15 protein-coding genes and 1 pseudogene are annotated in these 18984 nt (G+C 38.5%); 2 read left to right on the top strand and 14 right to left on the bottom strand.

What is annotated here, in order from left to right:
* Positions 1 to 227 precede the first annotated feature (227 nt).
* Positions 228 to 497, top strand: a complete 270-nt coding sequence (locus tag NGM44_RS04375; RefSeq protein WP_253224395.1) for a transposase — start codon at positions 228 to 230, stop codon at positions 495 to 497.
* A 27-nt stretch (positions 498 to 524) separates the two neighbouring features.
* On the opposite strand, the pseudogene NGM44_RS04370 reads toward NGM44_RS04375, so the two are convergent.
* Both NGM44_RS04370 and NGM44_RS04365 read right to left on the bottom strand, forming a co-directional pair.
* Positions 525 to 608 (bottom strand): annotated as a pseudogene (locus NGM44_RS04370) (IS3 family transposase); the annotation flags it as partial.
* A gap of 20 nt (positions 609 to 628) precedes the next feature.
* Entirely contained in the window at positions 629 to 1840 is a 1212-nt protein-coding gene (locus tag NGM44_RS04365; protein WP_253223553.1) for an ATP-binding protein, read from the bottom strand.
* Between the two features lie 216 nt (positions 1841 to 2056).
* On the opposite strand from NGM44_RS04365, the gene NGM44_RS04360 reads away from it, so the two are divergent.
* The gene (locus NGM44_RS04360) at positions 2057 to 3307 is read left to right on the top strand and encodes a Fic family protein (protein WP_253224394.1); all 1251 of its coding nucleotides are present in this window, start codon (positions 2057 to 2059) and stop codon (positions 3305 to 3307) included.
* Positions 3308 to 3739: 432 nt separating this feature from the next.
* Here NGM44_RS04360 and NGM44_RS04355 read toward each other — a convergent pair whose 3' ends face one another.
* The 12 genes from NGM44_RS04355 to NGM44_RS04305 all read right to left on the bottom strand — a co-directional run bounded on the left by NGM44_RS04355 (position 3740) and on the right by NGM44_RS04305 (position 18858).
* The gene (locus NGM44_RS04355) at positions 3740 to 7642 is read right to left on the bottom strand and encodes a hypothetical protein (protein WP_253224393.1); all 3903 of its coding nucleotides are present in this window, start codon (positions 7640 to 7642) and stop codon (positions 3740 to 3742) included.
* Positions 7593 to 8024: a hypothetical protein gene (locus tag NGM44_RS04350; protein WP_253224392.1), complete on the bottom strand. Its 432-nt coding sequence runs from the start codon at positions 8022 to 8024 to the stop codon at positions 7593 to 7595. The genes NGM44_RS04355 and NGM44_RS04350 overlap by 50 nt, the downstream gene beginning before the upstream one ends.
* A 162-nt stretch (positions 8025 to 8186) precedes the next feature.
* On the bottom strand, positions 8187 to 11294 hold the full coding sequence (locus tag NGM44_RS04345) for an SNF2-related protein (RefSeq protein ID WP_253224391.1): 3108 nt from the start codon (positions 11292 to 11294) through the stop codon (positions 8187 to 8189).
* A gap of 14 nt (positions 11295 to 11308) precedes the next feature.
* Positions 11309 to 12778, bottom strand: coding sequence for an EH signature domain-containing protein (locus NGM44_RS04340; RefSeq protein WP_253224390.1), 1470 nt, complete (start codon positions 12776 to 12778; stop codon positions 11309 to 11311).
* Positions 12779 to 12785: 7 nt separating this feature from the next.
* Positions 12786 to 13472, bottom strand: a complete 687-nt coding sequence (locus NGM44_RS04335; protein WP_253224389.1) for an OmpA family protein — start codon at positions 13470 to 13472, stop codon at positions 12786 to 12788.
* Positions 13473 to 13474: 2 nt separating this feature from the next.
* Positions 13475 to 15430, bottom strand: coding sequence for an anti-phage ZorAB system protein ZorA (zorA, locus tag NGM44_RS04330; protein ID WP_253224388.1), 1956 nt, complete (start codon positions 15428 to 15430; stop codon positions 13475 to 13477).
* A gap of 304 nt (positions 15431 to 15734) precedes the next feature.
* Entirely contained in the window at positions 15735 to 16256 is a 522-nt protein-coding gene (locus NGM44_RS04325; RefSeq protein WP_253224387.1) for a hypothetical protein, read from the bottom strand.
* Between the two features lie 32 nt (positions 16257 to 16288).
* The gene (locus tag NGM44_RS04320; RefSeq protein WP_253224386.1) at positions 16289 to 16501 is read right to left on the bottom strand and encodes a hypothetical protein; all 213 of its coding nucleotides are present in this window, start codon (positions 16499 to 16501) and stop codon (positions 16289 to 16291) included.
* A 37-nt stretch (positions 16502 to 16538) separates the two neighbouring features.
* The gene (locus NGM44_RS04315) at positions 16539 to 16697 is read right to left on the bottom strand and encodes an addiction module antidote protein, HigA family (RefSeq protein WP_253224385.1); all 159 of its coding nucleotides are present in this window, start codon (positions 16695 to 16697) and stop codon (positions 16539 to 16541) included.
* The gene (locus NGM44_RS10890) at positions 16690 to 16791 is read right to left on the bottom strand and encodes a transcriptional regulator (RefSeq protein ID WP_371923530.1); all 102 of its coding nucleotides are present in this window, start codon (positions 16789 to 16791) and stop codon (positions 16690 to 16692) included. Before NGM44_RS10890 ends, NGM44_RS04315 begins: the two co-directional genes overlap by 8 nt.
* Before the next feature lie 37 nt (positions 16792 to 16828).
* Positions 16829 to 18100, bottom strand: a complete 1272-nt coding sequence (locus NGM44_RS04310) for a Y-family DNA polymerase (protein ID WP_253224384.1) — start codon at positions 18098 to 18100, stop codon at positions 16829 to 16831.
* A gap of 107 nt (positions 18101 to 18207) precedes the next feature.
* Positions 18208 to 18858 carry a LexA family transcriptional regulator gene (locus NGM44_RS04305; protein ID WP_253224383.1) on the bottom strand — a complete coding sequence of 217 codons (651 nt, stop codon included), beginning with the start codon at positions 18856 to 18858 and terminating at the stop codon, positions 18208 to 18210.
* Positions 18859 to 18984 lie beyond the last annotated feature (126 nt).

Below are 18984 nucleotides of genomic sequence, written 5' to 3'. Positions count from 1 at the left end.
CTCAAGACACACCACTGAAAGAGTCTGCCATTATAAGATAATGGTGGGCTTTTTCTTTTGAAAACAAAAAACCCCACCAGAAATGGCGGGGTTTCTCTAGGGGGTAGGTGAGTTTCACCAACCCCACCACAAGGAAGCCCCATGCCTTTATGTAGTGGTTGTACCGGTATAATATCCCCAGACACCCCATAAGAGGTTATACTACCCCAAACTAGGAGTAATCTCTCATGACAAAACAGCGTAAGCAGTACAGCAACGAATTTAAACTAGAAATGGTCAAACTCATTGAAGAGCAAAATCAGCGTGTTGTTGATGTTGCTAGGCAATATGATATCGGTAAATCTACTTTAGAAAACTGGCTTAAGCGTTATCGTCTTGAACTTCAAGGCAAGCCATTGCCCACAGGTCATGCCCTAACACCAGAACAACGAGAGCTTGAGCGACTTCGTAAAGAAAATGCCCAGCTAATGAACCGACCCCCAATTCTTAGACACTAAGATTAACGGTTAAGGTTTAATGAAGGACTAAGTTCTGTATTGTACAGGACTCAGTCCTTTTAATTTTACTTTTATTCTATCATGATTGTAGTAGTGAATGTATTCATCAATCACTTTGGTGTACCAGTGCATCATCCACCCAGAATCTCTCTCAAAAATACCCTCAAACTCAAACACTGTATCCCTTCAAAAGTATTGCCGTCAAATTCGTCCATTGTCACCACATATTTCGGGTAGTTGTCTTGGATTTTCAGCAGGTTGCCAAATTCTCGCTCAAGTGTTTTTTCTTCATTAATGGTCAGCGCCGCCTGCACATATATACGTTCACCATCCTTCTCTGCCACGAAGTCAATTTCTTGGCTATTTAAACCGCCGATTTTGACATCATAACCTGCGATTTGAAGATGATTGAATATGCAGTTTTCAAGCAATTTGCCACGATCTTGTACCCGATAGCCAATCAGGGCGTTTCGCAAACCTAAATCTTCAAAATAGTATTTTTCGCCAATCTCAAAAATGCGTTTACCTTCAATATCATAGCGTGGTACTTTGTGAATTAAAAAGGCGTTGGCAAGATATTCCGCATAATTTTGTACCTGCATGCTTGATGTGGTAATTTTCTGCGATTTTAAAAAATCAGAGATTTTTTTAGCAGAAAACAAATTGCCAATATTGCTTGCTAAAAATTGCGTAAGCTGCTCTAAAAATTGCACATTTCGCAATGAATAACGGTTCACAATATCCCGAATGGCAATGGTGGAATAAATATTTCGTAGATATTCAAACACGATGTTGTCTTGCAACGGCAAGTCTTTCAAATAAGGCAAACCGCCATATTTCAAAAACAGTGACATCGATTTATCGCTATCGTCCAGTTTCATAAATTCAAGAAATTCAAAATAGGACAGGGAGTGGACATTAATTTCAATCGCTCGCCCACTCAGGCTACCTGCAATATCCCGTGAAAGCAAATGAGCATTGCTACCCGTGCAATACAAATCCAATTCGTCATCTAATAAAAGCGAACGCAACGCTTGTTCAAAATCTGTAATTTCTTGAATTTCATCGATAAAAATGTAATTTTTTTGACCGCTCTTTTTCTGCTCTTGCACAAAATCATTCAGGTGCTCTGCGGTTGTAATGTGACTAAATGCCAAGTCTTCTTTGTTGATATAAATAATGTGGGCATTTTCATCCACTGTTTGAATCTCTTGCATAATCTGAAACAGCAAATAGCTTTTGCCTACACGGCGTTGCCCAGTAAACACTTTAATCAAACGTTTTCCGATAAACGGGCGTACCATTTCAAGGTATTTTTGGCGATAAACTAAATCTTTTTTCACGGTAAAATCCTAAAACTATAATTGCTATTTTAGCTTAATATAGAAAAAGTTTCAATTATACTTGAAACTTTTTCTATATATACAAAAGTTTCAAGTATAAACTAATTACCATAAAGTCAATTAGCGACAAACTGAGATAAAATACGATAATTTACGACAAATTACGATAAAATAAGGTAAAATACGATAAATTGCGACATTTTATGGAAAATAACGATGAAATTACCCAAGCCACCTACTTTATCAGAACTAGAAGCGGGGGATATTTCGTCTGTGCTTTTGGGGTATTTGGCAGAGCATCCACCGATAGATGCCAAGGGGCGTTATTTGTCATGGGAGCAGTTTTTCTATCGTCACCCAGCTGACAGCAAACGGCGCTGGCTTACCCAAAAACTCAACCGTCACGCCATCATGCAGTCGATGCATATTGGTGGCTATCAATTCTCGTATTGCTTACCACAAAGCCTACAAGCCAAGCTATATCACATTGAGCATCACTATCAGCAATGGCAATGGCCTATTGATACCGAAGAGCTGCTCTTTGAAGAGCCGATTACCAGTGCTCAGCTTGAAGGTGCATCTACCACACGCAAGGTTGCTAAAGAGCTACTCGGCAGTCGCCGTGCACCTATGAATAAAAGCGAGGTGATGATTGTCAATAATTATCACTTGATGCAAGCGGTGAAACAACAAATAAATCAACCGCTTGATATCACTATGATTTTGCAATTGCACCGAATCGCTACAGAGGGTGCGATTGACAATGATGCGATTTCGGGTGAATTTCGCCAAGATGATGAGATTGTCATTGCTGATTATGACGGGCAAATTGTTCACCAGCCTCCTACATGGCAGACGCTACCGACCTTGATGCAGGCGTATTGCGAATTTGCCAATGCAGATCATCAGGGAGATGACTTTATCCATCCGATTGTCAAAGCGATTATTCTGCATTTTCTGCTTGGATTTATTCATCCTTTTGGTGATGGCAATGGTAGAACTGCCCGCGCTTTGTTTTATTGGTCACTACAAAAATCAGGCTATACGCATTTTGATTATATCTCCATCAGTCGCTTATTGCATAAAGCACCCAAGCAGTATGCGCAAAGCTATATTGATGTAGAAACTGATGAATTGGATATGACTTATTTTATTGCTTATCAGCTCACCATCATTGATCGTGCCATTAACGATTTACAAGCACTACTGTCGATTAACCAAGTGCCGCAATCTATGCCAAAATCCGTACCTGCAAATCTAGCTGTTGATTATGGCAATCTTAGCATCCATCAGTATCAGCTACTCACAAATTCGCCATCTAATCAAGTTTTGACCGCCAAACAAGTGTCTAATGAGCTTGGCATCTCAGACAGTACCGCTCGCAAGTTACTCAATGAACTTGAGAGCATGGGATTAGCAACCACTGTGCGTAATGGTCGTGGTAAGGGGTATTTGTTGGTGAAGTAGGGCGAATGTTGCCTTTCAGTACTTTAATTAAAGGCATGTTTTGCATAGTTTGAGATTTTGGTGACTTAATTAATCTCTCTAGTTTTTTTGGTTATATGCCAAATGTTAAGCCAATTTCATCATTTGTTTATGGGTATAACCATAAAAACTTTAATTATTTGTATATTATTAGGGTTATAACAAGAAAAAATCATCTTTACGTATTCTTCTTTTGAAATAGGTCAAGACTGATTTAATTCAGTTTAGCGCTGAGTACTCAATAGTTTGATTATCCCACTCATATATTGTAATATTTTATATGATAAGCTTTGCTATTCTCAGCTTATACTCGATACTGTACTGCTGATACCGTTTGTCATGAGAGAATACTCTCCCAGCTTGGGGTATAAGCTTTTATAGGGTGTCTAGGAATATTGTGCCGGTACAACTGGTTTAAGCATCCACCGAAACATCTAGCACAAAAACATCAATCAAGCCTTGTAATTCAACAGGCATTCTACTTTTAATATCGCGTTGCAATTCGCTCGCACTAGACATTGTATTTTTTAAACCTGCTAACTTTTCCTGCATACCAAACCAATAAACCAAGAAAATCCCTTGCTTTTCTGCATTCGGATGAGTGGTATATTGGCGAACCAGTTGGTTTTCAATCGCTGAATAAAGTTCTTTATGCCATTGACCTTTTGCTTCTACTACAAGCAATCTCTGTCTATCGTGAATGCGTTTGGAACAAGTAAAATCACAGCGTTTATTGTCACTCATCAGGTATTCTAAATTGCAATCAATACCGTAGCGTTCCAATTTCAACCGCAAGCGTTCACCGACAATTTGCGTAGCACGATTTTCATCAACGTGTTTATCGCCATTATAAAAACTATCTTTGCTGGTGAATTCACTGCCATTTAAATCTGCTTGATACGCTGCCAATTCTTCCAAAATCAACGCACGCATACTTTCCACACTAATAACCTGATGATTTTCCAATAAATCAACCGTTTCTTTCATTGTTGGTACAGCAATATTTTTAATTTTTTGCTGATGAACATGATGAAATAATTGGCTTTTCAATATGGGATAGAAATCCTGATATTTTTCATTTGCCAATAAGCGTTTGAGTACAGGAATAGGATTACCATTGCGCGAATCATTTATTTTATAAACCAAATCACGCAATAAACGGTATGCTTTTTCTTCTCTTGGGCTACTGCTACTATGTCCACTAGGCAAATCTACTTTTTCCCATTTATCAATAAACGTATTCAACACAAGCTCAATTTTTTCTGCTGATAACACCACATAATCATTATTTTTCAGGCTACCCACATTATTGTCTATTTTAAAAATTAAATCACTATCTTGTTGTAACCAATACCAATAACTTTCATATCCTGAATCCAAAAAATAGAACGCTTGTAAATACCAAAATTCACGCTTTTGTTCCAATTCTGCATTATCTGTTTTGTAAGGATGTTGTTTAGCCAACGCTGTACATTTTTGTGCAATCAATGCTTTAAGTTGAGCTAAATCACCGTGTAACGCTGCTTGCTTGAATAATTCGGTGTAAGCATATTCAGGCATATCATCAAAGCGTTGCAACCATTCCAGAGATAAAGTTTTTTGGAATGGTTTAAATATCTCATCATAAGACAGCCAACCAACACATGGATGCTTGCATTGAGAATCCACTAATTGTGGTTCAATATAGGTTCGCAAAAATGATTCAATGCTTGCCTGATTTGAAAAAAGAAGGCGATTGCATTCTGTCTGTAGTGCGGTTCGTTCTTCACTAGATACATCAGAGTAATGCACATCTAAATGCACTCTTAATGCTGTTAATGCTTTTTTGGATAAGCGATTCAAATTTCTTTCTCGTTTTAATATCTCTAAACTTGCAGCATATAGAACGGTTTGAATATTTGAAAATTCAGATTTTCGTTTTAAATCGATCAATTCATCAAGATTGGGAATATATTGCTCAATAAAATTGATGCTATTAAAGAGCGACATTTTAACCAACTCCTCATTATCAAAACTCTCCTTAAAAAGTTTTAAGTCTTGTAAGAGTAAATAAGCAAAATGTTTTAAAAATTTCAAATCTTGGCCATGCTTGATTTGTTGATAATTTTCAAGTGCATACTGCATATTGCGCTTTTTAATTTTTGAATTCTTTCTCCGCTGTCTTCTTTCGTATTTTGCTTGGAAATTATCTTTATATTGCTTCCTTTCTTTTGTCAAATACCAAGCCGTTAAAAAATTTGGTTTCTGCATTGCTTGTTGTCGCATATGATGACGTAAAGGATTTTCTTTATTTTCATTTTCTTTATCATAAACATGAATTTGTCTAAAATATCGCCATAATTCAACATTATCTTTTTCAAAAGCCAAATCTACTAAATACCAATAATCTGTCGGCTGTAAACGTAAGCCAATGTGCCCATACCAATCAAATTTCTGCAAACGTATTTGGTGAATAACTTCTCCTTCCGTAGCCTGCTCAAATGCCAACCTTAAAATTTCTTTTCGCAAGGAGATGTTTTCTTGCAAAATCTGCATAGAGAGCGTTTTGTTACTTGGACTTCTGCGCAAGAAATGTAAATTTTTTAGCCAATCCCAGATTTGTTCAGGATTATAAGGTTCAGGTGTATGCTCAAAAAAGTTATCCAACAACATACTGATAATATTGCTAATCCCATGTAGGCAATCGCAATCGTGTATTTTTTTACTGCAAGTGCAAGATAAATCAGCAGATAGTTTATTTAACAAAAATTCTACTGTTGGCAAGGTCAAACTTTCGATGAATTCATGGATGAAATAACGCTCGCCGATTACTAGATGAAACCCATATTTATCAGCAGGATACAATTTGGCACATTCACGTAATAATTCTTCAAAATCGGTGGGCTGAAAAATGTTGGGAAAATTTGTCATTATATTGGCAGCAATTTTTAGCGATCGGGTATCGCCAGCTTTTAGTAAAAACCGCCATTCATCTTTATGTGGATAGTCGAGAATTTCACACAGTAATTCTCCTGCTAGTGTGCGAACGTACCAATCTTTTCTTTTATCATCGGTATAGCGAACAATGTCTTGCAAAGGTTGAGCTAATGCAGACAAAATTGGCGTGTCCACCAATAATTCGAGCAATAATCCTTGTAAATCGCCTTCACTTTTCAATAAAAGTTGTTTTACTTCTTCAACTATTTCTTCGTTAAAAAATCCAGATATACTCAATGAACACCATCTATCGCTACCACGGAAATAAGAATTTTCATCATTAAGTTGTTGTAATTTAGACAATAGTTTACGTTTGGAAGTTGGCAAAAGTAAAGATGGCTCACCGTTGGCAATCACGGCGTATGGGTCTAACTCAATAAGCTGTTCTTGAATTTCACGACTTTCACTCAATGCTGCCAACCAGCCAACCAAACCGCGTAAATCTTCACGCACCACGCCATTGGGTGCAATAACTGACAAGCATTGCGATAAACGTAATGGATTGATTTTTTGATTGATTCGTTCCAGCAAATTTTTGGCAGCACAATATTCCACAACAATTCTATGAATTGGGCGGTGGCGTTCTGTTTCATCAGCTGTTTGAAAAAAACGGGTATGCAAAATTTGCCGAATATCAGGATTATCAACAATCGTTTCAATACGCGGAAACAATTTAGTTTCTGCTTTATCCGATAATGCCACACCTTCAGAACCTGACAACAATAATTTTGCGAATAAATTTTCTATTAATGCCAATTTTTCCTTATATGGCAATGTGTTGCTGTAGTTCAGATTTTCTTCTTTCGCCAAATAATTCATGGCACTTTCAAATGCGGCACGTTTAGTTGTAAATTGCCCATTTTGTTCAGCATAAGCATTAGCAAATAATTTGAAAAACAAAGGGTTGCCTAATAATGGACTTAATTCAATGCGTTTGGTTGCCTGTAAAAATTGTTTGAAATCGTGTTCTGCGTGAAGATGTTGGAAAATTTGTGCCTGCTCGGTTTCCACAAATGCAGATAAATAGAAGATTTGGATTTCGGGTATCTGCATTTTTCTGCAAATATCAACATGCTGTTCTAGAATTTTTTTGTAAGTTATCATGTGGGAAAAAATATCATCATGTTGATTTAATGTCTTTGTGCAAATATTTATATGCTTATCCAATATTTCTTTGGATGTATTTTTTTTAAGAATTTCTTCACTATCAGAAATATATTTTTTCAATATTTCTATGCAATCTTCAGAAAGATAATTCGCAGAATGTAGTGTTAATATTTTTTTAAAATTATTAGTATGTTGTTCTATAATTTTTTTTGTAAGTAGTTTTGTCTCGTCCAAGTATCTCTTGACAAGCCTGTGTGTGTTGTGCCAACCATTCGCCAGAACGACTAGATAAGATGATTTTTTCAGGTTGACAATCTTGGATTTTGGCAAGTAATTCATAAATATCATGATTTTGATTATTTGCCCATTCGTCAAAGCCATCAATAATCAATGTATCGGTTTCATTGACATGTTTGCTATACGCAAAAGCTTTTGCTGTATGTTTTTGAACACCTGCTTGATTGGCTAAATCATCCAATAAACACGTTTTCCCAGCCCCCGGTTCCGCCAGTACAATAATGAGTTTGTGTTCAGCGGTTAAGAGTTGATTTTGTTCAATCAATCGTTCTTTATTGTCTTGTTCGTGCAGTTGGCGTGTTAGATAAAAATTATTCATAAAAAATTAATAAATTAACACTTAAATATTGTGAAAAACGCATCAGTATCACTGAAGAAATAAAAATCAAAACCAAGATATATTTAACATGGCAAACTGGATAATGGTTAGTAGGATGTTCTACTAACCATTCTAACCTCTATAGGAGATTGATGCTTTTCACTACAGACCCTCCGCTTGCAACACTGGAATCCGATCTTTATATTCCCTGATAAGCTTTATCAACTCCAAACCTTCAATAAGCTCAACCCCGTGTTCTTCGGCAGCCTGTTTTGCTGTACGGCTAAATTCTGTATTGGTGACAGCAACAAGCTTATTTACGTTCCAAACTGTCCTAGATTGCTGTACCAAACCTCGTATGGCCATATCATCCTGAATTCTACCCTTTGAGCTATGCTTGCACTGCACAGCAATTCTAACATCTCCTTGCTGCACGATAACATCAGCACCATAGTCTTCATCACCAATAGGGGTTAGTTTGCCTTGATATCCTTGAGCTTGATAGAGTTCCAATACAAGCTGCTCAAATTCTTTCCAATCAAGCTGCTTTAGTATGGACTCAAATGTTCCCAAGCCTGTTCCGTTAACAACCTCGTCAGTCGTAATATTTTTTGGAGGGATTAAGAACCCTGCAGTGTCTCTCTTATTGCTAATTAGTTCATGAATGGCCATGTCCAAAGTGGTGATGGTTTGCCCTCCCTGTTTTGGGATATCAGTCAGCAAATAGTGAATATACACATCTTTTGCCTGTCCAATTCTATAAGCACGATCACTGGCCTGATCCTCCTTAGAGGCATTCCACCAGCGTTCATAATGAAATACATGGTTAGCCGCTGTGATGGTTAATCCTACGCCGGCAGCAACGGTTGATAAGATGATTACTCCAAATCCTTCTTTGGATTGGAAGCGATCGATTAAATGCTGAGTATTCGTAGTTTCACCATTGACGATATTTACCTCAATACCGTAGCGCTTATGAATAGCATGTTTTAATATATTTTGCGCTTCTTTTCTTACAATAAAGATGAGAACCTTCTCTTGTTTTTGTTGAATATCATCTAAAAGCTCAGTTAGTTTTTTAAATTTGCTAAAGTTGCAAATATCTTCAGGGCTAAGTGTCTTTCCAACAAGTGAGAACATTTTTAATTTATGTAGTCGAGTTAAGGTGGGTTCATCCATGTCTCTGAGCTCTAGATAGTCTTTAATTTCTGGCTCAGTCAGGGTCACAGTATGCTCAATTTCATGCTTATTTGGAAGTTCTTTTAGATAATCTTTCTTTAGTCGACGAAGTAGGTATTTTGATGCGTGTGTACGCAGCCGATCTTCTGTAGATGGATCGTTTTTTTGATTTTTGACATAGGAGTCTTTAAATGTCTTCCAACTACCAAAATGTTCGGGTGCAAAAACATCGAATAATGCCCACAAATCTCTTAATTCATTCTCAATTGGTGTACCTGTAAGTAAGACATTAAATGGACACAAACTACTGATTGCACGAGCAGCCTGAGAAGTTTGAGCATTTGGGTTTTTAATCTTATGTGCCTCATCATAGATGATACAGCCCCAATTAAATTGCGGATCAGCAAAAGCAAACTGATAATTAGAAAGTGTCTCATAAGAAAGCAGCAAAATATTCAATGGACTGCTTAAAAATTGCTTAACATCAAAGGTGTTATAGTGACCTTGACCTTCCGTTTCTGACTTCTTAATTCTGGATAAATCTCGGCCGCGCAGTACCCGAATAGCGACATTCTCCAGCACTTCTGGTTTTAAAAACTTTTCAAATTCATTATTCCAGTTATCTAAAAGCGCTTTTGGGGTAACGATTAGAATTCGCTTGCCTTCAAAATCATCGCTACGATTAATCAAGTATGTGATAAAAGCAATCAGCTGAAATGTTTTACCCAGACCCATGTCATCAGCTAAGATGCCGCCATGAAAGCGGTTTCTATGCAAATCAACAAGCCAATTCACACCTTGGATTTGATAAGATTTTGGATGAAAGCCTGATTTAAAGTCATCAAACAACTGTCCCATTTCCAAATCATCCACTCTGATCTTGTCGAGAGTTTTTAGATGACTAGTAACAGCTTGTACGCTTATCTCATCGTTAGGCGCAATACTGATGACAATTTTTGTGCCAGGCGGATCATCTCGGACAGGTCCTCCTACTTGTTCTACTTGTTCTTTTGCTTTCTTGATAATCTTTTTAAGGAATTCTAACGCCTGATGAAATTTTGAATTCGGGATAATATTGCCTGGCTCAAGCTCATAGCTTGGGTTGCGATTCTCTATTGCCTTCCAAAGACCGTCTTTTATTTTTTCAATTTCTTCAAGTGGTTTGTTGTTGCAAAATCCTCTGATGGCACTCTTAACAGCTTCCACACCCCCATCTTGCTTCAATGCCTCCGCAATAGGGGAGTCTAGGGGATTTGAGCCAAAGTACCCATGATACGGCTTATCCATCCCCAGAATTCGATAGCTGTCAAAATTGATTGCGACATCATCTACGCTTTCATCGCCATCTAAAATAAAGGCAGTAGGATTGCGTAGAAATTTTTCGGTATCGCTAGGGCTTAATGTACCAACTTCAAAGATGCGCTTATAAGCTTCGAGTTCTTTGCTATGTATAACATGGCGCACTCGGGTTTGCCCATTTTCGGTCTGGCGAACTTCTAAAATGCTCTCGGTGTCTTTGGCCTCCAAGATGGCGTGTAGACGCTCCTTTTGCTCATGCTCTGATACACCTTCTAGATAAGGCTTCACTCGTGAACTGCCACCCTGCCCAATTTGAATATCGATTTTAATCTTAGGAACTGCAATAATCGTTTCACTGTTGTTCCAGCCGACCAGTCTAATACGCCCACTCTCAAAAGAACGGATTAGCTCAATGATTTCAAACATAATTGAGCTGTTTTGTGTTTCAATGAAGTCATGAACTTTGCAAAGCACGCAAAACATATCATAGGGCAAAATGTAATCGAGGCCATCATATCGAAGTATGCAGCCGTCATGGGAGTATGCACTGATCGCTCTGGCAAACTCATCATCAAACCCAATTCGGCATCCACCTCTACCAACTAGCGTTACGGTTAGTGTGCCTGCAAAGTAATCAGGTGCGTCCAATTGCCCCAATTCAGCAGTGCTAAGTTGATAAACATCCTTATCTGACACCAACAGGTATCCATCCTTGATGCTACCAAGACCATCTAGCTCCAATTGTTCAGCGATTGATTTTTGAAAATCACCCGTCAGTTTGAGTTTTAACATTGCTAACACCCTAGTTAATCAATTGATTGGCCACTTAAGTATAAATCTTGTTTAATTCGCTCTCTTGCTCCTGCACTCAGATCTGGCAAGAAAATTTTGTCAAGCGATACATGTAGCCTAAATTCATTAGAAAGATAGTTTCTAAGCTTATTTTGCCAATGGTATCTATGCGAACGATGATGAGGCTCCTCACGGATTATAGCGTTGTCAGCTTTCTTTGTGCTATAGAAATCCTGGTATTCATATGATTCCCTGGTGAGATTAATGGGTGACTCCCTATAGAATCGAACCATAGCATTGTGCGTGCCTTCAATAACACAAAAATCCCCAAAGTCCATATAGATGCATGATCTCTTCTTTTCATTAAGATCACTGTAAATCTCTCGGTTGTTTTTCATGCGCTTAAACAGTTCTGGCCGGGTTTTTCTCACTTCAGCCTGAGCATCCTGACCAAGCATTACCTTCGAAAACTGCACACGATTGACATATTGCATCCAAAATTGCTGACGATATTGATAAATTTCATCATTATTGCCATCTGTCATGATGGTTAAGAATTCTTTAACATCCTGTTGTGATAATAATCCACGCACCCAACGATATAGGGAAGCATCGATACGAAGCCATGCGTTTTCATTTCTGGACAGGCGCGGATCACCAATATGTTCTCGCAACCACTCAAGCCATTCGTCACTAATTCTGCCGATGACATGACATTTTGATAGCATAATATATGCCACCTCTTCGAGTAGTGAGCGTGGCCCACCGATACTTTTATCCTTATGAATTAAAACTTCTTTTAATATTAATTTAACAGATTCATCATACTGATTTGCATGCCATGTCTTTGCGCGCTCAATAAAGTAAGCAATTTGTAGCGCTTCCCATATCTCAAAATGAGACAACAAAAACAAATCATCGTATATGTCCCGAAGTTCAGTTCCTTTGGGATAGCTTTTAAGTATGTATTTTGCGCTTTGTAAAATAGGTTTAACTCTTGGTATGGCTTGTAGTACCATGCGATTTTTGCCATCATACTCATCCATCAGATCCTGCAATAGGTTATCAAATACCTCTCGACTTTCTGAAGGCAACTGATTCAAATCATAATATCTACTATAATACAGTGTTAATAGCTTCTTGCAAATTAACTCCCAGTTTGATTCGTTAATGTTTGGGATAATGCTCTGGAGTAGATGATAAAAGCCATTCTCTTGAAGAAGCATATCAAGCACATCATCAGGTGCGGATTCTTGAATCAGGACAGAAAACACGCGATACGCATCGGCAGGTTTATCGATTCGAAACTCAGTTTCTTGATATATTGCGAATAAAATCAAGCGTTGTTTGATGGCTTCGTACTCTTGCCCAGCTTCTTTGCCCATTCCAATGTTGCGAAATATTTCACTGGATTTGGTTAGTGATGCATCCAGTTCGGCACTTGGGAATTGACTGAAGTCAGGTAGCTGAAATTTAATTTTCATCGCTCACCTACTGGGTCAAATGGGCTTGAGGGCTATTTAGGGCAAAGAAAATCTCAATGCGTCGATTCTTGGCGCGCCCTTGTTCGGTGGTATTATCCACCACGGGGCGTTGATCAGCATAACCGCTATACGAGAATAGATGTTGACCATTTTTATTTTTCATCATCGAAATTTGTGCGCCTTCATCCATTGTGGTATATGTGTTAATGGCTCGCTGTGCTGATAGCTCCATATTTGTCCAGCGTCTACCAGCGCCGAAGCTGTTATTCAGTGGTGCATTGTCCGTGTGACCTTCGATAAAGATTGTATCAATCGCTTGCTGGTATTTCGGTTTGGACATTTCCTGTTTGATTTCAGCCGCAATGCTCGTAATCGTCTGTCTGCCTTGCTCGTTCAGCTCAGCTGAACCAACAGCAAAAAAAGTATCGGATTTGATGCGCATATTGCCATTTTTTGGGTCAATATCCACATTGATATTCTTATGCTTGAGGTTTTCCTGTAGACTGACTAGCATCTCGCTACGGTTATTGAAATTCTCCTCAAAAGCCTCTGATTTGGCACTAAAGGAATAAATCGTATAAGCCAAAATAATAACAAAAATAAACAGTAGTGAAGTCATCAGATCTGAGATGGAAATCCAATAATGACCCTCATCATGCGACTGATTGTTCTGCTCCATTGGGGTGCGTCGCATTATTATTTACCTCTGTTTAATTTTGAACTTAACATTTCCATAGATTCACTTAGTTCTGCAGTGGCAGAGCTAAGTCCGTTTACAAATACTTCCAACTGTTTATCATAATTGGAAATTGTGGTTTTGAGCAACTCATTTGCTTTTTCGATGTATTTTTCCATTTCTTTTCTTTGGGCTTCAAGGTTGCTGGCAATATGTGCGTCACTAGATCCTTTGTAAGCTGTAACACCTGCCGACATTGCATCTAACACTCCCGTCGTTTCAGCTTTCGCCTCGTCAAGTATTTGCTTGATGAAACCTTCGGTTGTCTGTTGATATGCTGCTAGGTCTTTTTTCAATGAATTTACGCTTTGCTGATTGACCTCTGTCAAATCACCAAAAGCCGTTGCCAAATCTTTATAAGTTTTTTCTGATTCGTTTGATATCTCGCCAGCTTTGATGGTGATTTCATTAAGTTTTGTTGGGAGTTCTTGTAATTTATCAAGATTCGTCCCAAATGATTTTACTGCGCTCCGCATAGTACTGCTGGCACTGTTTAGGGTACCTATGCTTGTGTCAAACTTATTTGTTGATTCTACAGTGTTCGCAGAAGCAGTTTTCAGAGATAGTGTTGATCTTTCAAATGACTCAACTTGCTCTTTGATGCTTGATAGCTTGTCTGCAAATTCCTTAAAATCTCCAACGATATGAACAATAGGCTTTGCAGCATTGGCAACTGTCTGTCCAGCATTTACCGCAGCCTCAGAGATCGCATCCTTGGAAGCTTGTGTGTTATCGGTAATGGTCTGAATTTTACCATCTAGTAATTTGATAAAATTATCAAGTTTGGTGGTTTGCGTACTGATTTGCGTTGTAAGAGTGCTCACCAATCCACTAATCGACTCAATTTGGGTTTGGAGATTTTCTACATCGCTTCCTGTAGATTTTTTAATTTCATCCATAAAATTACTTAAAACTTTTTCTAACTTTTGAGAAAAGTCACCGCCCACACCAGATTTAAGTTCAGTTAGTGCATGATGCAGGGTGTCTTCTTTGCTTCCACCAACATTATCAACCAATTCCTGCATAGCGCCTTTCATACCCTCAATAATGGTGCTAGATATTTGGCTGCCCACAGCCATACCAATGTCGTAAGAAAGGGTATTTAATATCCCGTAGCTATCTTGTTGTATTTGTAGAATTCTTTTATTAACATCCAATATCGAATACTGAGTTTCTTTGGATATATTTTGCACATCCAGCGACGACTGATGCAATTGTTCGGCAATCAGTAGTGGAAAGCGATCATTTAGGATAAATTGAATGTCGGCAATCGCTTTTGAAGTGCGATTCAATATGCCTTTTTCCAGAAATGAGTAAAGCGTGGCTAGACCAAGTCCCCAAATCGATGATGAGAACTTTGCACCCGAAGCATTGATTAGAATGCGCATCGAGTCTTGCAGTGTATCTGCATTATCTAGATTTAATTGAATTAGACCGTAGAATAAGCCAAAGAAAGTACCCAACAAACCAATGCTGAGCAAAAATGATGAACCGGAATTAAATAGAGATTTTCCGATATAGCCAAGCAATGACTGTTGGTTGAAAAAAGCCTTACTGTCGTAAATGCGGTAATAAGAAATCTGCCCTTGGTCGTTTGACTGGATTAGATTCTTTTTAAAGTCATTCCAAGCATACCAAGCATCAGTATCGCGAGTTTTGTCGGAAATTAGTTCAATCAGCTCAGAATGATTGCTATTTTGGTCAATTGACTTCAAATCACTTGTCAACTGAGTCAAAATTTTCTTATCTTTCTTAAACTTTCTATTTAGAAATAAGTAACCAAAGATGCACCATAGCATCAAGATGAATACTGTAATAATCCAGTCACCACCTTGCATATTGCTAAAAAATACGGTTTCGCCATCTTTGCTGGAAGTGAAGGGAATTAGCCTAAGTAGCACATCGCTAAATTGCATTGAACACACTCACCGGAAATTGATAAAAAATAGATTAAATTAGGTATTATACATTAATTTTACTATCAGATACATTAGAGAGATAATTGTATTTTTGTGACTATGAACCAATCTCGCACGCCTTAATAACATTAGCGGCAGGTGCAGGTTGTGGCAAATCTAAGGCTGGTCGGAATCGTATCAGTGCATTGCTATGATAATATCTATCGGCAAAGTGAATGTGGCAAGTTATATTCTTTACTGCTGCAGTTAAATAAGACTACACAGATTTAATCTCTGCCCAACACTGTTAAAAAAACGACAGCTACCTCCCCACATCCTGCAAATACCCAAAACGATAAAATGGCTCATGGTAATCATGGTACAGCTTTCTTAAATTTGCTGTATCTCGGCAAAGCATAGCCGTGCGAATATTCATTCGATAGACATCTAGGCAGGTGCGTAATGAGCCAATGAAGTCTTTGATTTCAGATGATTGGAGATAGAATGGTTGATATAAGCACTCAATATTATCCAGTATTAACAAATATCGCTGATTACCTGAAATAATTTGCTCAAATACAACTCTTAAAGAATAACAGCTATCTGCTTGATTGGGGCAAACAGCTGCAATCATATGTGACATAAAATGCTGATAAATGGATGCTTGTACATCAGTAAAGTCATAATAAATCACCTGGATGTCAGTATCTTTAGCCAGTCTTTCAAAGACTTGTCTATATTCATCCAATCGATACAAATACGCATCATCACTGCTATAAAACACAGCAGTATCCAATATCCCTTCACAAAAGGCATCAAAGATACGCGTTGGTCGATCTTTCATGGGTTTTGGCTTATGACAATTATCGTTGATTATTAATCATTCAAAGATGTATAAGCTGTTATTTGTGCATAAATAAATTCAGGCACCATACAAAATTTAGGCTCTCCATCTTTTATGATAGCAATCACATCTTTTTGAACAACTTCCATCCAGTAATCAAAGTTCTCTTCTAACTCTGATATTTTGATGTAGTGCTTAGGTGCATAGTCTTGAAGTGTCAGCTTTTGGGTGCTTGCTTGTTCCATATGAGTTTCCTTTTTTTATGCTGTGATGGTTCTAAGGTTATTTGAAATGGGCTGTTTTGGTAAGTTGTTGCTCATAGGTATTTTGTAAGTCCAGCCAAAAAATAGGGCTGTTGCCAAAATACTGTGCCAAACGCACGACAGTGTCTGCACTAATACCACACCGTCCACTGATAATATCATGAACATGATCAGGCACAATGCCCAAAAAACTCAGCCAAAGTCGCTACTGACAACCCCAAAGGTTTTAAAAATTCTTCACGCAGTATCTCACCCACATGAATTGGTCTCATGCTGTTGTTGGGCATATTATTCTCCATTTTAAAGCACTTAATGAATTGGCAGCAACTCATCCCAACGCGTGGTAAACCTTTGACTCATAAAGCCCCGATTCATCTGCCAGTCATCAGACAGCTTTTGCGAGCCTAAAATCAGCTTGCCTTTGCCAAATTGCTTATTGATGGCATCCAGTGTTTGCATCAGATGTTGATTTTCTAAATGCTCAAATTCATCTTGTTGTGCAAATAAATCATACTGCACACGATGGATGGATTCAATCCCACCCAATTCAATGCCACACTTTTTGTAGTGATAGCCTTGTTTATATAGGATTTTAAGCAGTTTTTGGGCGTGTTGGTTTAACACTCGAGTATCGTTACTGCCTTTGGTAAGAGCAATGGTCTTTTTACCATAGTACTGCTGATGATTACCAAATGGATTGGTTCGGATAATAACGGTCAGTGTATGAGCTAGAGTGTTTTGTTCTCTGAGCTTTTGGGCACCACTAGCGATATGATAAGCGATGGCTGATTGCAGTGGCTCAATCTCACTAATTGCCTTAGCAAAGCTTCTGCTTCTAATGATGTGTTTCTTTGGCTCTTCAATTTCAAGTCCTGCACAGGGTTTGCCATTCATCTCTTGCCATGTTCTTTGGGTGGTGACGCTAAAATGATGCTTGATAAGATGTCTGTCAGCATCGACGAAGTCTTTGGCGGTGGTGATGCCTAGCTGCTTAAGCTGTAGTGCTGTTTGACTGCCAATGCCCCATATTTCATCCACCGCTTGACTTGCTAAGGCTCTGTGTTGAATGTCTTTTGGCCAATCATCCCAAACCACCACACCACCAAAGTGCTGTGGGTAGCTTTTGGCAAGGTGATTGCAGAATTTAGCCAGTGTCTTAGTTGGTGCAATACCGACACAAGTAGGGATACCTACCCATTGCCAGACTCTATCTTTGATGGATTTGCCTAAATCAGATAATTGATGCTGTGTAATCCCTGTTAAATCCGCAAAGCATTCATCAATTGAATAAATTTCAACAGCAGGTACAAGGCTTGCAATGGTATTCATCATTCGAGCAGAGATATCACCGTATAGCTCATAATTACTTGAAAAGGCGATGACTTTACCGCGATGAACCAGCTCTTTGATCTGAAAATACGGCACACCCATTTTAATGCCAAGTGCTTTGGCTTCAGCCGTGCGAGCCACCACACAGCCATCATTATTTGATAGAACAACCACAGCTTTGTTTTTAAGCTTAGGGTTAAAAATTCGCTCACAAGAGCAATAAAAGCTATTGCCATCAATCAGTGCGTACATCAAATCATCATCTTGAAAAAAGTTACCGATATGATACTGTAAAGTTTATCAGATTGCAATTTGAAATTGGTAACTCTTTTCAATATTGATAGATTGTTATTGATGGCTTATCGCTTACGCACATCCTTAATCACATGCATCACCACACCGACAATGGCAAGTTCATCGCCATCGCTAAAGGTGTAGTTAGGATAACGCTCATCACCACGACTGTTTTCAGAATGTAGTTCGACACATCCATCATCTAAGATATGCAATCGCTTGATGGTGTATTGAGAACCCAAATCCGCCATGACAATATCTCGATGGCTTGGGGTGATGGCACGATCAATGACCAATAAATCATCTTTATCAATCCCAGCATCTAGCATCGAATAGCCACCACAGCGAGCAATGATGGTGGACGAAGGATTGCGTACCAAATACTCATTAAAATCCAAATAATCTTCGATATAACCCTCAGCAGGAGAAGCAAAGCCTGCAGGGATTTTCTCTGTGGCGATGGGTAAGTCAAGCTTAGTTGGATTAGGATGTACGACTAGTGCATCTAATGGTACAGAGCCTGTAGTCAATACCACACCCAATTTCCCTGCTTTATTCTTTTGAATTAAAGACTCTACCATCGGTAATAAGTTTCTAGGAATCTTCTTTGCCACAGGACTACCAAATGGCGATGGCTTACGACCACTGCCTGCACGGCGACCGCCATGAGTAGATTTGGGACGAGATTCGGGTTTGGTGTCATCTGATTGGGTCATGGCGGTGTCTTGAAAAAGGTTTCGGTTATCATATATGAAAAGGTGGATGGGGTCAAGGGTGGGTTGTTTTAGGCTGTGATGCGATTATGATTTGCGAAAAGGTAGTGTTGGCTGGGTCATTTAATG

It is taken from the genome of Moraxella sp. FZFQ2102 (assembly GCF_024137865.1).
GTDB lineage: Bacteria > Pseudomonadota > Gammaproteobacteria > Pseudomonadales > Moraxellaceae > Moraxella.
This window is presented reverse-complemented; position numbering and strand designations above follow the sequence as displayed.

Coding starts and splice junctions, on each gene's coding strand:
- NGM44_RS04375 (WP_253224395.1), top strand. CDS start 228: ATGACAAAACAGCGTAAGCAGTACAGCAACGAATTTAAACTAGAAATG.
- NGM44_RS04360 (WP_253224394.1), top strand. CDS start 2,057: ATGAAATTACCCAAGCCACCTACTTTATCAGAACTAGAAGCGGGGGAT.
- NGM44_RS04350 (WP_253224392.1), bottom strand. CDS start 8,024: ATGAATAATTTTTATCTAACACGCCAACTGCACGAACAAGACAATAAA.
- NGM44_RS04345 (WP_253224391.1), bottom strand. CDS start 11,294: ATGTTAAAACTCAAACTGACGGGTGATTTTCAAAAATCAATCGCTGAA.
- NGM44_RS04340 (WP_253224390.1), bottom strand. CDS start 12,778: ATGAAAATTAAATTTCAGCTACCTGACTTCAGTCAATTCCCAAGTGCC.
- NGM44_RS04335 (WP_253224389.1), bottom strand. CDS start 13,472: ATGCGACGCACCCCAATGGAGCAGAACAATCAGTCGCATGATGAGGGT.
- zorA (WP_253224388.1), bottom strand. CDS start 15,430: ATGCAATTTAGCGATGTGCTACTTAGGCTAATTCCCTTCACTTCCAGC.
- NGM44_RS04325 (WP_253224387.1), bottom strand. CDS start 16,256: ATGAAAGATCGACCAACGCGTATCTTTGATGCCTTTTGTGAAGGGATA.
- NGM44_RS04320 (WP_253224386.1), bottom strand. CDS start 16,501: ATGGAACAAGCAAGCACCCAAAAGCTGACACTTCAAGACTATGCACCT.
- NGM44_RS10890 (WP_371923530.1), bottom strand. CDS start 16,791: ATGAGACCAATTCATGTGGGTGAGATACTGCGTGAAGAATTTTTAAAA.
- NGM44_RS04310 (WP_253224384.1), bottom strand. CDS start 18,100: ATGTACGCACTGATTGATGGCAATAGCTTTTATTGCTCTTGTGAGCGA.
- NGM44_RS04305 (WP_253224383.1), bottom strand. CDS start 18,858: ATGACCCAATCAGATGACACCAAACCCGAATCTCGTCCCAAATCTACT.